The sequence below is a fragment of the Streptomyces sp. NPDC004111 genome (genome assembly GCF_042874215.1).
Lineage (GTDB): Bacteria > Actinomycetota > Actinomycetes > Streptomycetales > Streptomycetaceae > Streptomyces.
In genome coordinates this window covers 145138-160534 of the sequence record NZ_JBIAMU010000018.1, presented here as the reverse complement: position 1 = coordinate 160534, position 15397 = coordinate 145138, and the positions used below count along the sequence as shown (strand labels likewise).

The window sequence follows — 15397 nt, the reverse complement described above, 5'->3', positions numbered from 1 at the left end:
GCGGGGATGTTCCCGCCTCCGCCGCCGCGCGCTCCTCCTGCTCCCCGCGCACGCGGGGATGGTCCCAGGGGCTTGGGGCTGCGCCTCCGCCATAACCTGCTCCCCGCGCACGCGGGGATGTTCCCGGGACGTAGCCCTCCCCCGCAGTCTCCGGCTCCTGCTCCCCGTGCACGCGGGGATGTTCCCGAGATGGGCCGCGGGGTACTCGGTGCTGCCCGCTGCTCCCCGTACACGCGGGGATGTTCCCCACACCCTGATCGGTGGGGCGACGGACAACGGCTGCTCCCCGTACACGCGGGGATGTTCCCACCCACGACCCGTACGCGGAGCTGGACGCACTCTGCTCCCCGTACACGCGGGGATGCTCCCTCCACGCACGGCCCGCATTCGGCCGCCATCTCCTGCTCCCCGCGCACGCGGGGATGGTCCCGTCAACGTCGGCCAGGCAGAACCCCCGATAGACTGCTCCCCGTACACGCGGGGATGTTCCCTGGCCGCGGATGACGCTGCGGATCCAGTGGGGTTGGAGGACTCTGACCCATTGGTCGGTCTGTTGCAGGGCGTAGCGCATCTCCCAGCGCACCGGTTCGGGCAGCGGGATGAGGGTGAACTGGTGGACTCCCAGGTAGGGCTGTTGGGTCTGGGCCCACTGCGCGGCGGGGATCCGGCGGGCAGTGGGGTCGGCACGGTTGACGCTGCACCAGGCGCGCCAGTGGTAGTTGCACAGCCCCGTTGAGTTCATGGAGGGCCCCGAGCACTCCTCGACCATGCAGGTGAGCTCGTCGGTGAACGGAGTGACGAGCTCACGCAGCCAGCGATCGATGGTGTTGCGGGCCTGGTGGTAGTGGAAGGCGCCTGCGTGGGCGGGGCAGAGCCCTTTCGAGGCTTGGGGGCGCACGCACTGGCGGCCGTCGCGGGTGATGGTGCACTGCCCGGAGACTTGGCCGCGCAGAGACTGTGCGCGGTCGGGAACGAAGGTGGCGGCGAACTCCTCGCGTGGCAGGCCGCTCTTGAGCCGGTTCTCGCGGCAGTAGTTTCAGAACGATGCCGGGTCGCGGATGACGGCGTCGCACCGCTGGGTGCGGCAGCGGGAGGACGAGGTACGGTGGCTGTCCAGGTCGCCGGTGAACAGCCACCGTTGGGCCTCCCACTCCCCCACACGCCACTGTGGGTCGAGCTGCTCACGCAGCCAGGCAGTCCACTCGGGCCGTTCGTGGAACGTGAGCTGGGTGGTGGTGGCGGGAAGGGTCATGGCGGCTCCTGGAGCATCTCGATGCGGTCGACGGCAGCACGCAGTTCGGCGTCGTCGATGTGCCGGTAGCGCTGCGGTGAGGAACGAGTTGTATGCCCGGCGGCAGGATCGGGGCAGCCGGCGGTTCCAGTGCGACGCGACCACCGCACGGACGCGGCGTGGGCTGCGGTCGTATGCGCTGCTGGACGGGATCGGCGACACCAAACTGGTGCAGGAGTGGACGCGGAAGAACGCCCGCTTCCTTGCCGAGGGCGGGATCGAGCACGGGGAGGCGTACGGGGCGCTGCGTGCATGGTCCGCGGTGTGCGCGGTTGAGGCGCGGCGTCCGGGCGCTGCGGAGGTGGGGGGCGGTCGCGGTCCTGGCCGTCGTCGTGCCGGAGAAGCCGGTCACGGTCGCCCGGTGCGGCGACGCGCGGGCCCACCACCAGCCTGCGGGTGGTAGGGCACCGGTGCTGCTGACGCAAGATCACAACCTGCGCAGCAAGCCCTGGACGCCGGGCGGCGGAACGTGCCTGGAGCGGTGCAGGCAGGGTGGGATGGACAGCGCGGGGCGTGGCTTGATGTCCCGAACCGGTTGATGCCTGGGGCGGGAGGCTGTGGGATGCCCCCGTCGCTCGCACATGACGACGGCAATTCGCTCTGGTACCTGGACGTGAGATCCGGCGACCAGCAAAAACGCCAGCAGACCTGCGGAAACTCCGTTCTGCGCAAGGCCCCTCGACAGCACTGTGCCCCGCTTCCGGATCTTCCGGCAGTGGGGCCACGGCAGCGGCCATTCAGCTACAAGACGTCGAGGTGACGCGGGGTTCTCACCGCCCAGATTCATTCAGGGAACCCCAGTTGCGCAATGGTGGCGGTTCGTTTCTGCTGGGCTGAGGTTGATCGGACAGTGCAGCAGTGACTGTGCTCCTCCGGCTTCAGGACGGGTGAGCTCGCATGTTGAGGTGTCGCGTATTCCTGCTCGGAGCGCCCCAATCGGTCACTGTGAGTCATGCGGGCGGCGTCCAGGGTCCGGCCCGGAGTGAAAGTTCGCTCCACCCCCGCGACAAAGATCAACTCACGTCGGCTACACCACCACAGGGGACATGACCGTACACGAAGCGATACACCGAGGAGTTCAAGCGGTTGCGTCGGCAGAAAGTCGAAGGTGAATAGCAAAATCAACAGGGCGGGGTCGACCATCAGGTCGACCCTGCCCCAGAGATGAACTAGTTGATGTCGGAATCAGATTCGAGGGTCACCCTCAGTTCCCTTGCGGCACAATCCCCAGCGGCTGTATTCGCAAGCCAGCAGACATCGCCTGCAGGAACCCAGCCCGACTCACCCAGAGCCATGACGACCCTTCTTTCTACCTCCTTTTGGTCCCCAGGCCAGGCTTCGAACCCATCTTCGCCGATCTCACCAACCCTGATCAGTTCTTTCGTCAGCAAACTCGAAAGAACTCTCGAGACCAGATCCTTATAACTGCCACCATGATCCTCAGAGTACTCCTTAGCCAAGCCGACAAGCCTGTCTACCGGAACCCAATCATCGAGGCCTTCTTCGAGGATCTCCTGCCAGATTTCCTGTTCACGCATCAGGGAGATGCACCTTCATTCCCTTACCCTGAGGCGGAAAGATATCGATCGTCTCCCCGCCTGACCTTGATGCAGTTCGCCACTGCATTACGGTACCATCTGACAATTTGTACACGTCGGGAACCTTTGGCCCCCGCGCCGGGAGCTTTTCGGCACCCGTCGTCCACCGCGTAAAGGTTGCCCGAAGCTCGTCGACAGAATCTATTATGCGCACGTGACCATTGTTCCCCTTGGGCAACTTCTGCAGTTCGCCTGACCATATGCCACATATTCCGTCGGAGTTATGGACCAGTAGAGCCGTATTTGCCGCCAGAACATAGTAGGTATGAAGGTCGGCGACAGTCAGGTTGTAGGTCCGCACGTTGAGCGCGTAAGCCCGGTTCTTCTCCACTGTGACGACTTCGGTATCAGTAGTCGTTCGCAGTGTCATTCCCACGTGCAGGTCGGATGCCTTAACCCATCTCCCTGCCGAGGGAGACCAGAAAGGATGCTCCTCGGTAGGACTGATTTTCCCGCTGCCGCTCTTGGAGCTAACGGTCAGTTCATTGAACCACCGGTCGCTCGCGGTGATGATGAGATTGGTCACGGGTCGGGACGCTGTGCGCCCGGTGACCGGGTCAGCGGCGGTAACCAAGTCACCGAGACGGACGTTTTCGATGACCTTGTGGGATCCATCCCCCATCAGAACCTTGGTTCCTGCCAGGAAGCAGGTTACGCACTTCAGTCCCTTGCGGACGCGAAATGCGTCAGCCAAGTCACCAATCTTGGTGAGGTGGCGGAGCTTGAGGACCTTTCCTGCGGGAAGAACTTCGGCGATCGCGATGGAGCAGCGTTTGAAGTCGGGGTCCTTGAAACATTCGAGAACGCCGGTGACGCCGGTTATTTCCCCTGCGATTTTTACGGTGTTCTTGAAGAGTTCTTTGAAGTCGACTTTTATCTGGGAGAGGATGCACTGGTTCATTGCATGGTCTGTATCCCGGTACGTCGTGACCGGCATGCATATCTTCTTCTTGCGTGCTTCCTCCTCCTTCTGCTGCTTCTGCTTGATTTCTTCTTCGGCCTTGCGCTTTTCCGCTTCCAGTTCCGACTGGCGCAGTTCCAGGGTCTTCTTCAGGGCTGCAGCCGCATCGGCTGCTGCCGCGATGGAGTCCTTACCTGCGTTTTCGGCGCTGCGACGGGCGTCGTCTGCGGATTCGCGGGCCTTCCGGGCGGAGGTGGCCGCGTAGTCGGCGGACCACTGTGCGCGGTGTGCGGAGAGTTCGGCGCTGCGTGCGTCGCGGTTGGCGTTCTCGGCGGCCTGGCGGGCTGTTGCCGCAGATTTGGCGGCCTTGGCCGCGGAGGATTCGGCGGCGGTGGCGGACTGGTTGGCGTCCTTGGCGTATCCGTTGGCCTGTTCGGCCGACTTCTGGGCCTGGGTGGCCGCTGTGTTGGCTTCGGTCGATGCCTTGCGGGCGATGGCTGCGACCTGGGCTGCGCGCCAGGAGTCTGCCCGTGCGTTGGCGGAGATGCGGGAGGCGTGGGCGATGAGCTGGGTGGTCTGGGCGAGGTGGGTGGCGGTCAGCTGGTCCATGCTGTCTGCCTGGTATTGCCCGTGCTCAATGAACTCGTGGAGGTCTTCCGGGGTGCCGGAAAGGGCGATCCGGGCCGCGGCCTTGACCTCGGGGCCGCCGGTGGACATGATCTGGCCGGCCAGGACACGTTCGTCGGTATTGCGTTCGAGATACTGGTCGGCGAGGACGAAGGTGGCGAGCTTCTTCGGGTCGTTCTCCTCCAGAAGTGCTTTGGCGGCTTCCTTGAGTCCAGGGCCGCCGGTGCTGCGGATCTGTCCGACCTTGATGCGGTACTCGGTGACCGCGACCTGGTACTGCCCAGTGCGCAGGAAGGTTTCGACCTGCTCGTCGCTGCCCTTGAGCACCTCGGTGGCTGCGTCGCGGACCACCTGATAAGGGCTGTCTGCAGCAAGCTGCTCGACACGGAACCGCGTGTCACGGGCAACGGCCTGGTTGCGTCCGGTACGCATGTAGAGGACGACCTCGGCGTCATCACCTGAAAGCGCGGCCATCGCGGCTTCCTGGGTATAGGGGCCGTGATCGCCGCTTTTCATGGCCTTGACCGCGAAGGCGCGTCCCTTGGACGCGATGCCCTTGGGGTCCGCGGCCGGGGGGGCGGCGTCCTTGGCGAGCTGGGCCGCTTCACCATCGAGGGCGTAGATGTCCTTGACCGCCGCGGCAACCTTCGCATTGAGCTCGATACGGTCCTGGCTGCGGGTCTCGGCCTGTTCCACGCCGGCGGTCGTGCGGTCGGTGAGTTCTTCGGCCTCGGCGTCCCGGGCGACCTCGAAGACCTGCTTGGCCGTGGCGACCGCTTTCTCGGCGGTGTCGGCGGCGTTCTTGGCCTCCCCCGCGTGCTTGGTCGACTCCGTAGCAGCCGTGGCGGAATCGCCCGCGTGGTTGGCTGCGTTCTCCGCGGCGTCGGCGGCGTTGCGGGCATGGGTGGCGGCGCTGCGCGCAGCGTCACGGGCCTGATAGGCGGCTGCGGCAGACTTGCGTGCCAGCGCGCTGGACGCCTTGGCAGCCCGGGTGGCGGCGTTGGCGTTACGCCGTGCCTCGGCTGCGGCGGCCTTAGCTTCCGCGGCGCTGGCACCAGCCTGGCCGGCGAACTCACCCGAGCGGGTAGCCGCGTCGGCCGCGGCGGTGGCGTTGTCCGCTGCACTCAGCGCAGCACCCGCCGCGTTGTCCGCCGCTTCGGCGGCGCGGCCGGCTTGCTCGGATGCTGTAGCCGACTTCGTGGCAAGATCGGCCGCCTTCCTGGCGACTGCGGCCAGCCTGCGGGCGTCGGCAGCCTTCGAGGCGTCCGTCGCCGCATCTGCGGCAGCCTTGCGGGCCTGGCCTGCCGCGTTGGCCGCGTTCGTCGCTGCGGACGCTGCCGCGGCAGCGGCGGCAGCGGCTGTCCGGGACGCTGCGTTCGCGGCCTGGGCGGCACCGATCGCGTTCCGCGCCTCGGCCGCCGCGCCACGGGCCGCTTCCGCAGCCCGCTTCGCGGCATTGGCCGCCCGCACGGAGTCCTTGCCCGCAGCCTGAGTTTCCGTCGCGGCCTTCGCCGCAGCCTGCTTGGCCAGCGCCGAAGCCACCAGCGCACGCTGAGACGACTCCACCGCCGCGTCAGTCTGCTCCTTGGCCCGACGGCCAGCCTGCTCGGCCTGCTTGGCGAGCTGCGCAATGGTGGCCTGCTCCCCGTCACGGGCACGGGCAACGAACTGGCCGCTCGCAAGGAAGTCAGCCACGTCCTGCGGGGAGCCCTGCAAGGCGAGCTTGCCCGCCGCCTTCGTGGCCGGCCCGCCCACACTCATGATCTGACCGACCTCAACCCGCTGGTCGGTAATCCGGGCGTCGAACTGCCCTTCCTCCAGGAACTTATCGACATCCGCCGGGGTGCCCTCCAGGGCGGCTTTGCCCGCGTCGCGAACACCGTTACCGCCGGTACTCATGATCTGGCCAACACGGACCCGGTTGTCCTGCTCCTGCGGGTCCCTCCACCCATCGAGAAGGAACTTCTCCAAATCCTCCTCAGTGCCCTCAAGCGCCTTCTTGGCAGCCTCTCGAACCCCGTTGCCACTCACGCTGGCCATCTGCCCGGCAGCGACGCGGTTGTCGTGGTACTCCGCCAGGTCATCCTCGAAGTCGATGAACTTCATGATGTCCTGATCGGTTCCAGCCAAGGCTGCCTCAGCCGCCTCCTTCACTCCTGGGCCGCCTGTTTGCCACGCACGCACGACATAGTCGCGTTCCCACCTGTCCACCCCCCCAGCGGGAGCTTCGTCGGCAGCGGCGGGGCTGGTGCCCAAAACACCGGCAAGAACTGAGGCAGCGATCCCGACGGCGGTCAGACGGCGCGCACCCCCGGCCATACCCTTTTTGCCGCTTTTCTCCCTTACAAGAAAGAACGCTCTGCGGGTTCTTGAAGTTTTCATGTACTCCCCCAGCGTGACCCCCGAGCGGCCTGCGCACGCCCTGGTCTAGAGGTATGCGGCAGCGCCCTCACGGCAACCGTGAACGGGCTGGCAGGCGCCTTCAACGGAGGTTCATGTGTTGGTCGTTGCGTAAGTGCACAGCTCGCACAAGTGCAAGCGGCCGGATGATCGTACACGCTTTCCTTACGGTTTCTTTACTGATAACTTGCGCTGGCTCCACTTCGAAGGTGGATGCATGTCTAGAACCTAGAAATGAAGGCTTGTTGTGAAAATTCGATCGATCAAGGCGGTACTGGCCGGGGGGCTTGGCCTGCTTGCCCTGGGGGGAACGATCACTGGATTCGCCACCGCGAACGCCGCAGCGGCACCCACCGACCCGCGCGCCGCCGCCGCGATGCCCTCCGCCGTGGAGGACTTCAGCTACCCCGGCGCGGAGCAGCTCCTGCAGGACCGCAAGATCGTCCTGAAGCGCGGTGACGGCCGCATCGTGCTCAAGGGCGGTGCCGGCGACCAAGGCAGGGAATCCTGCCGTGACGCCCGCGACATCTTCGTGGAGTCCCGACTGGACAAGAAGGGCTTCTGCTTCACCACCACCGGCACCTCCGGCTACCTCACCCTGGAGATCCCGGAAGCCTTCTACCTGTGGACCCAGGACCGGGCCATGAAGGCCACCGTGAAGGCCGACGGCACGAGCACGGTCTACGACGCGCCGAAGAACGAAGTCACCCAGATCGGCGAGACCGACACCCCCAACGGAGAGCAGCGTTCCGTCCTCGTCGAGCTCCGCATCACCGGCTAACTCAGGCTCACGTTCCCCGTGCTTCTGACCTGCGCGCGGCAACCTCAAGCCCCAGCCATCCTCCGGGGACCATCACACTCGTAGTGCACCCGCACGGTCACTGCCATCGCTGACGCCTAACGCTCTCCACTGCCCGCTCCCGGCCCCTCTCGCCACAGCGAGACACCGGCCCCACAGCTGGCGCCAACTCAACGCTGGCGAGCCGGCCTCAGCGTTCATGCATGCACTGCCTGTGACTGGCCCCGAGCCTTCTGACGTCCCTGCACATGGGCGCCAGGTATGAGACCACCAGAAAGACACGCACGATGCGACGAATCGCCATACGCTCCGCAGGGCTCTTCACCGCGGCCGCCGCCCTGAGTACGCTCACCGGCACCTCCGCCACAGCCCTGTCCGGCACTCCCGCGGAAGCCCAGGCGTACCCCTTCACCGCCCACCTGAACATCGGCTCCGGCCAGCAGGCCTGCACCGGCGCCCTGGTCCACCCGCAGTGGGTCATCACCGCCACCACCTGCTTCGCCACCACCCCCGGCGGAGGCGCGGGTGACGGCAAGCCCGTCCTGAAGACGACGGTGCGCGTAGGCGGTTCCGACCTCGCCAGCAGCGCGGTGCAGACCCGCGAGGTGGTCGAGCTGGTCACCAGTGACGACCGCAATGTGGTGCTCGCCAAGCTCTCCACCCGGGTGCAGGGAATCGCCCCGGTGAAGATCAGCTCCACCGCCCCCGTGGCGGGCGAGACGCTCAAGGCGGCTGGTTTCGGCCGCACTAGCACCGAGTGGGTACCGGACTACCTGCACACCGGCGACTTTTCCGTCGACTACGCCGACGGGGTCGCGCTCGGCCTCAACGGTGTCGGCAAGTCCGTCCTGTGCAAGGGTGACACCGGCGGCCCGGCCTTCCGGGTCAAGGACGGCGTCCCCGAGCTCGTCGGGGTGAACAGCCGTTCCTGGCAGGGCGGTTGCCTGGGCACCGACAAGACGGAGACCCGCACCGGCGCGGTCGCCTCGCGTGCCGATGACCTCGGTACGTGGGTGAAGAAGACGACCTTCCTGTCCCAGGACGACCTGACCGGTGACGGCATCGCCGACCTCACAGCGGTCTGGTACGACGGCAGCCTGCGGGTACACCCTGGCAACGGCAAGGGCGGCCTGACGGGAACGAACATCGCACAACTGGGGGGCACCAACTGGGGCGGCATGAAGCGCCTCATGGTCGGTGAGTTCACCGGTGACCGCACGGCAGACCTGATGGCCATCTGGGGCGACGGCACCCTGCACCTGTACAAGGGACTGGGCAACGGCAAGGTCGCCGACCAGGTCCCGGTGGGTGACGGCAACAGCTGGGGCAGCATGAAGCAGGTCATCGCCGGCGACTTCACCGGCGACGGCGTCGCCGACCTGGCCGGTATCTGGTACGACGGCACCTTCCACATCCACCCCGGCAACGGACAGGGCGGGCTCACAGGCAAAAACATCCTCCAGACCGGCGGCACCGGCTGGGGCTCCATGAAGCTGCTCGCGGCAGGTGACTTCAACGGCGACGGCATCGCCGACATCCCCTCCGTCTGGCACGACGGCAGCCTGCACATCCACCCCGGCAAGGCTGACGGCGTCCTCGCCGGCACGAACACCGTCCAGCCCGGCGGCACCAACTGGGGCGGCATGAAGCAGATCGTCGCCGGCGACTTCACCGGCGACGGCATTGACGACGTCATGGCCGTCTGGGCCGACGGAACCATGCACCACTACCAGGGCGACGGCAAGGGCAACATCTCCTCCGCCCACAACGTCGCCACCCCCGGCAACACCTGGGGCACCCTGAAGCTCGCCACCGCGTAACACCAGCACCACACGACCGGTGGCCGGCCCGTCCTCACACACTGGCCGGCCACCGCTGCCACCAACACCACCCACCGCGCCACGTCGTCGTGCGCTTGTCAGCTCGCTCGCACGGGCACGCCGCAGGAGCCGGGACTACCCGAGTGCGCATGACGGTGCGTGAGGCGTACCACCAACTGCGCACGAGGAATGTGCGGCATACGCACCGATACATCGATCACCTATCGTTTACGCCTCGCTGACCACGGGGTGTTCCACTCATGCGCCGGCCCCTGACCAGGGCGGGTGCGGTGAAGGTTCGGCATGAACACACGCCCGACGGCGAAGAAGAGCAGGCTCAGCGCGCTGGACGGGCTGCGGCTCGTCGCCGCGCTGATCGTGGTGCTCTACCACTACGTGGCGCTGAACCACGCCTGGGGCCACAAGCCCGCCACGATCTTCCCGACCCTGTTCGACTTCGCCCAGTTCGGCTGGCTCGGCGTCGAGCTGTTCTTCCTCATCAGCGGCTTCGTCATCCCCATGAGCCTGTGGGGGCGCACCGTCGGTGAGTTCGCCGTCTCGCGGGTGACGCGGATCTTTCCCGCGTACTGGGTCGCGGTGCCGCTGACGGCGGTGTTCCTGAAGATGTTCCCTGAGGTCTTTCCGATTAAGGGGTGGGAGCACGTCGTCGTGAACATGACGATGCTGCAGGCGGGCAACGGGACGCCGGACATCGACCATGTGTACTGGACGCTGTTCGTGGAGCTGAAGTTCTACCTGCTGATCGCGGTGGTGATGCTGTTCGGGATCACGTACCGCAACCTGCTGGTGTTCTGCGGGGTATGGACCGTGTTCGCGGCCATCGGCCCCTCCCTGCACAGCGAGTTCGTCAACGTGTTCGCCATGCCGATCTACGCCCCGTACTTCATCGCGGGCATGGCGTTCTTCCTGATGCGCCGCTTTGGGCAGAGCCCGCTGCTCTGGGCCCTGGTCGTGATGCAGTTCCTGCTCGCGCAGCGGTACGTGGACTACCGCATCGCCCTCAACCTCGGCAGAGCCGCCGCCGACTGACTCTGGGAATCAGCGCGGGGGAATTCTCCGCGCGGAGCTTCGGCTCCGATCCCGCAGACCTCCAGCAGGTCCGGCGATTTGTCAGGGATGTTCTCATCAAATGGGGGCTTTCCGCCTACGCGGACAACGCGGTGACCGTCGCCGGGGAGCTCAGCGCCAACGCGCTCCAGCACGCCCTGCAGTATCAGGACAGCGGCGCCCTGGCCTGGTTCGGCCTGGTACGCAGGCACCAGGCTGTCATATGCACCGTGGCGGATCCCAGCCCTTGCGTACCCACGCCCCAGCACCTCCCCGTGCCCAGCGAGACCGGACGCGGCCTGCACATCGTGGCCGCGCTCAGCACCGCCTGGGGGTGCTCCCGGCCGGAAAGCACGGGAAAGACCGTGTGGGCGCGAATTCCGACCGCAACACCCCTCGAAGCAGAGGGCGTTGAAATGCTCTGCCCCGCCCAGACGGGGAACATTGCCCCGCAGGACACAGAACCCGAGGACGGCTCATTGCCCGCCCAGGAACCCGCCGCCCGCCACGATCCTGCCTGGCGCCCGGACAGGTGAGGGCCGGCACGGATCGGGCCGGCGGTTTGGCCTCGGCGGCATCCGGCGCAGCACCGAGCGTGCAGGGTCAGCATGGCGGGCGCCGTCGGGGCTCTGGCTGCTCGGCACGGTGTCCGCGGATCAGGTACGGGGCCTCGTCGGGGTGGATCGCCAGTCGGGCCCGGCGCCAGGCCGTGTCGAAGCCGAGGGCGCCGGGGGTGCGGCGCATTGCCCTGTAGGCGCGCCAGCTCGTCCGCGGGGACAGCACCACGCGCAACAGAGTCAGGCCAGTGCCGCTCGACGGCCTCATGTCGGGTGTTCGGTCGTCGGGGCCGGCTCGCCGGCAGGGAGCCGTTCGGCGAGCTCCTTTTCTCCGTAGTCCAGGAACAGGGCGCGCAAGGTGCGCAGGAGGTCCCGGGTGTCTCCGGGACTGAGTTTGCCGAGAAAGGTGTGCAGAAGCTGCGCCACCACGACCCATTGCGCCTGGGGATGCCACTTCTGGACGTCTTGCACCAGGGCGTCGAGGTCGGTCTCGGACGGCAGTTGCGGTCCCGTGCGCTCCAGCATCAGGTAGAGGCGAGCCGTGGCGGGGGTGCGCAGTACTTCGTGCTGGAGGAATTGCAGACGTGCTGAGGCCTGGCGGCGCGCCAGTTCTGCGAGTTCCTCCTCCCGGTGCAGCTGGGCAAGACGGTGGGCACTGGTACGGGTGTGTTCGTCGCAGCGCAGCGTGACGTGTGCCCGCACAATCTCCACTCCGTCGGTGGTCCATGGCAGGCGCTGGCGCAGGTCGTAGTTGATGTCCTGTTCAAGAGCCGCGCAGCGCAGGACGCTGCGCTGCCCGGCGAGGTGTTCGGCGAGCATCCGGATGGCCCGCCCGGCGTCTCCCGGCGGAGCGGCGGATCTCTCGTCGGGTGAACGTTGCCACTCGACACGGAAGACTGCGGTGAAGGTGAGGCCGGCGTCGCAGCTGGCGAGCACGTCCGTGAACTCCCGTACCCAGCTGCCGCCGTGTTCCGCCTCCTGCCGGGAGGGCGTGCGGAGCGTGCGCCGCCTCACCTCGTCTCCGCGGTGCGTGCGGCACGTGGGTGGTAGGGGGCGACGGCCTGGCGCCGGTCGTGGAACAGGAGGTCGGTGAGTTCGTGGCGCAGCCGGACGCGTTGCGGGTCCGCTTCCGTGGCGGGGAACGGCTGCCAGGCGTAGAGCAGGTCGGTGAGCCGGTTGCGCAGTGCGCGGGCGAGGTCGGAGTCGGCCGCGGTGAGGGCGCCGCGCAGCGCACCGAACACGAGTGGCCGCAGTTCCTGACGCTGGTGGGCGGTGTCCATCCACAGCGCGAGGGCGGCCAGGGGCTCGGGGTCGTCCTCGGCGGCTGACAGGAGGGCGCTCCAGCCGGTGGCCAGGTCCTGGGGCGGGGGCAGGTAGTCGTCCTCGTCGCTCCTCTGCAGCAGGACCGGCACGGCGGGCTCGCTCTGCCCGCGGGCGGCGGTCAAAGTGGCCAGGGCTGCGAAGGAGCGGCGGCCCGAGACGCGCCGCGGGGAGCTGGGGGCGCACCAGGCGGAGACGGCCTTGAACAGGCCCTCGCGGGCGGTGCTGTCGGCCCAGATGGTGCGGACCGCGGCGTGCAGGGATTTCTGTACGGCCGGATCGTCCGAGGCTGCGGCGTGCTGCAGGCGCACCATGGCCTTGGCGGTGTGGCGGCGGCCGAATTCTCCTGCGCACACGTCGACGGTGAGCCGGGGAAGGGCCGCTTCCTCCTTGTTCTTGGACCAGCGCAGGAGCAGTTCGTGGACGAACCGCCCGAACCTCGGATGGAAGGTGGCTGCGGAGACCAGTTCGATCGCCGCCTTCCACAGGTCCTCGTCCCGCTGCCAGGCGCAGATGATCCGTTCCAGGGGATCCGGCTTGCGGTGCCGGGCGGCCCAGCGGACGGCGAAGGCACCCACGCGGTTGGCCAACAGCAGTCGTTCCTCTGGGGAGAAGGACTCCAGGAAATCGTTCGGCTTGGCGGCGGTGGGGGCCTCGGCCATCCAGCTCAGGAAGGTCTTTCGGGCGGCGGGGCGGTCGACCCAGAAGTAGCTCAGGATCGCGTCGTCCCAGCCTGGTCGGCTGAAGCTGAGGGTGTCATCGGTGGGGTCGAGATCGGCTTCGATCTTGTCGACCAGTTCGAGGACGCCGGGCGCCTCCTGCCCGTGGAGCGAGACCTGGGTGGCGAATTCGCGGCACAGTTCCGCCGTCTTGACGTAGATGTGCGCGGCGGACGCATTGCGCAGCAGCGCCGCGACCAGCAGGAAGTTCCGCTCGAAGTGCGTACGCCCGGGTGTGCTGTGCCAGGCGAGGAGCTCCCGGCGCCAGGCGGTGCGGGCGTGGACCACGCTCTGCACGCTGGCGTTGAAGGCGTCCGCTTCGGTGGTGCGGGTGCCTTGCTCGTCCGTCGCCGACTGCACCCTGCTGTGCGTTCGGGAGCGGTCGGCCTTCAGGATCAGTGCAACGACGGACAGCACGTCCGAGGGGGCCTGCCCGTACAGGAGCTCCTGGATGCGCGCGTCGGCCAGCCAGCTGCCGGTGTCCAGGTCCGGGGCTTCGGCGTTCAGCCAGGCACGGGCCATCGCCACCGGGTCGGGGCGGCCCAGGTGGGGAACGGCGTCGTGGGGCGCACCGCCCCGGATGCGCTGCCACTGCTCGGGGGTGGTCAGCACGATCAGCCGGGAGGAGTACCGGGCAAGGGCCTGCTGGATGTTGGGGAGCAGTGCCCCAAAGTCGTCAGCGACTGCCAGCGTGTCGTCTTCGTCGGTGGGCAGTTCCAGCAGGTATCCGGCGTTCTGCTCCGTGGGCAGGCGGCCCAAGGGGAAGCGGGCGGAGCCGCCGAAGCTCAGCGGCCCCACTCTGGCACCGGTGTTCACGTGCAGGTCCGCCAGCAGGGCGTGGGCTGCGAAGGTGCGCCCGGCCCCGGGCTCACGGAGCAGCACAAGGACGGCACCCGGCTGCCGGAGCCGTGCGTAGGCGGTTCGGTAGCCTTCGGGTTCGGCGAAGACAGCGCGGACCGTCTCCAGGTAGGGGCGCGGCAGTTCCGAGTGTTCGAGCAGTTGCCCGAGCACTGCGGTGAGTTTGACCGCGTTCATCTCACCGAAGTTGAACAGCGCCTGCTGGCGCAGATCGGCCACTGCTCCTTGCAGCGCGCGGCGCGCCTCCCGCACGGCGGGGTCCTCTGGTGCGAGTGCCCGGGTGATGGTCTGTGCTCCGCCTGCCGCGCCCGGCTCTGCCGGCTGGCCGGGGAGTCGACCGAGGGGGGCGGGGGCGGGCGCCGGCCCGTTCGTGCTGTGCGGCTTGGGCGGGTCCTGCCGGGGTGGCCAGTCACCGTCGCGCTCCGTGCTGGGCAGGTCGGCCGTGTCCGCCGGACGGGTGGTTCCGGCGGTCTCGATGGGTTCCTGGGGCAGGGCTGGGTCCATGGAGGTCTCCCCCGTTGATGGTGATCCCGTCGGCCCGGCGGCAGTGGGCCGCGGCGGCGCGCTCAGTTCAGGTCGTCGATCTCGACGCTGGTCATTTCGCCGCCGGGGTGGATGACCTCTGCCGTGTGCTCCACGTCGAAGGTCGCGCCGCTGCCGGCACGGCGGGCTTTCAGCGCCCGGGAGACCCCGTGCACGTCGCCGGCCCTGGCCACGATCCGCCTGCCGCTCGCCGGACGGTCCTCGCCGACGAAGGTGATGCGCCGCTGGTAGATCTCCTCCAGCAGAGCGCGGATCCGGCCCAGGGTCCGCCGCAACCGCTCGTCCTGGCCGTTGAGGGACAGTCCCTGCTCTTCGTACAGCGCAAGTACTTCCAGCAGTGTCTCAAGCTGGTGGACCCGGTCGTCCGTCACGTTGCCCGGGTCGAAGTCGCGCTCGCCGCCCGGCTCTCCCGCCACGACCTCCGGGATCTCCTCCGGAGGGTGCGGTTCCCCAGCGCCCCTGCGCGCCGCCCGGCGGTCGAGGACCGCCTCGGCACGGCGGTAGAGAAACCCGATGGCCTGCGTCAGCGCCGATGCGGCCAGTACCGGAAATCCCAGTGCATCGCTCATTGCGTTTCCTCCCCCTGTGGAGTCCCCACCGGAGGTGTCACGGTGCGGATGCAAGTGCCTACAGCATGCGACACCGTAGGCTGCGAGGGACCGGCTTGGGGTGGGATGACCTGAAACAGGCCTCTCGCTCAACATCGACATCTGGTTTCCGGTTTCCGCCCGGTGCGGGTGTGCTGGGCGAGAGACCCTTTGCGACCTGCCCTGCTCATGGGGGCGGGGCTGTGCGCTCCTGCGGGACTGCGGCAGCGCGCGGCGCGGCCCGCACTCGTGCGGCCGCGGCGGGAATGGTGCCGTTGACAGCGTGCCCCGCTGCCGGGGGCGGGCGCC

At 67.7% G+C, this 15397-nt stretch carries 10 protein-coding genes and 1 CRISPR repeat array (1 of these 11 cut by a window edge); of the genes, 4 read left to right on the top strand and 6 right to left on the bottom strand.

From position 1 onward, the window contains the following. Positions 1-491: a CRISPR direct-repeat array (repeat unit 24 nt; unit sequence CTGCTCCCCGCGCACGCGGGGATG); it reaches 1968 nt to the left of the window's first position. Between the two features lie 545 nt (positions 492-1036). The 3 genes from ACFYVL_RS31595 to ACFYVL_RS31585 form a co-directional block, all read right to left on the bottom strand. Next, positions 1037-1252, bottom strand: coding sequence for a hypothetical protein (locus ACFYVL_RS31595; RefSeq protein WP_389250920.1), 216 nt, complete (start codon positions 1250-1252; stop codon positions 1037-1039). A 1208-nt stretch (positions 1253-2460) separates the two neighbouring features. Beyond that, positions 2461-2829, bottom strand: coding sequence for a hypothetical protein (locus ACFYVL_RS31590; RefSeq protein ID WP_389250919.1), 369 nt, complete (start codon positions 2827-2829; stop codon positions 2461-2463). After that, complete coding sequence (locus tag ACFYVL_RS31585; RefSeq protein ID WP_389251040.1) at positions 2822-6736, bottom strand: polymorphic toxin-type HINT domain-containing protein; 3915 nt, start codon at positions 6734-6736, stop codon at positions 2822-2824. The genes ACFYVL_RS31590 and ACFYVL_RS31585 overlap by 8 nt, the downstream gene beginning before the upstream one ends. Before the next feature lie 328 nt (positions 6737-7064). Between ACFYVL_RS31585 and ACFYVL_RS31580 the strand changes: the two genes are divergently transcribed. From ACFYVL_RS31580 to ACFYVL_RS31565, 4 genes are all read left to right on the top strand, one after another. Beyond that, the gene (locus ACFYVL_RS31580; RefSeq protein WP_389250917.1) at positions 7065-7598 is read left to right on the top strand and encodes a hypothetical protein; all 534 of its coding nucleotides are present in this window, start codon (positions 7065-7067) and stop codon (positions 7596-7598) included. A 305-nt stretch (positions 7599-7903) separates the two neighbouring features. Beyond that, a complete protein-coding gene (locus ACFYVL_RS31575) occupies positions 7904-9436 on the top strand; it encodes an FG-GAP-like repeat-containing protein (protein ID WP_389250916.1) in 1533 nt (510 codons plus the stop codon). Positions 9437-9739: 303 nt separating this feature from the next. After that, positions 9740-10486: an acyltransferase family protein gene (locus ACFYVL_RS31570; RefSeq protein ID WP_389250914.1), complete on the top strand. Its 747-nt coding sequence runs from the start codon at positions 9740-9742 to the stop codon at positions 10484-10486. Next, positions 10396-11040: an ATP-binding protein gene (locus ACFYVL_RS31565; RefSeq protein WP_389251038.1), complete on the top strand. Its 645-nt coding sequence runs from the start codon at positions 10396-10398 to the stop codon at positions 11038-11040. The genes ACFYVL_RS31570 and ACFYVL_RS31565 overlap by 91 nt, the downstream gene beginning before the upstream one ends. 285 nt (positions 11041-11325) lie before the next feature. Here the strand turns inward: ACFYVL_RS31565 and ACFYVL_RS31560 are convergent, their stop codons facing one another. The 3 genes from ACFYVL_RS31560 to ACFYVL_RS31550 all read right to left on the bottom strand — a co-directional run bounded on the left by ACFYVL_RS31560 (position 11326) and on the right by ACFYVL_RS31550 (position 15070). After that, the gene (locus ACFYVL_RS31560; RefSeq protein ID WP_389250912.1) at positions 11326-11997 is read right to left on the bottom strand and encodes a hypothetical protein; all 672 of its coding nucleotides are present in this window, start codon (positions 11995-11997) and stop codon (positions 11326-11328) included. A gap of 74 nt (positions 11998-12071) precedes the next feature. Continuing rightward, on the bottom strand, positions 12072-14462 hold the full coding sequence (locus tag ACFYVL_RS31555) for a hypothetical protein (protein WP_389250911.1): 2391 nt from the start codon (positions 14460-14462) through the stop codon (positions 12072-12074). 62 nt (positions 14463-14524) lie between these two features. After that, the gene (locus tag ACFYVL_RS31550) at positions 14525-15070 is read right to left on the bottom strand and encodes a hypothetical protein (protein ID WP_389250909.1); all 546 of its coding nucleotides are present in this window, start codon (positions 15068-15070) and stop codon (positions 14525-14527) included. Between the last annotated feature and the right edge of the window lie 327 nt (positions 15071-15397).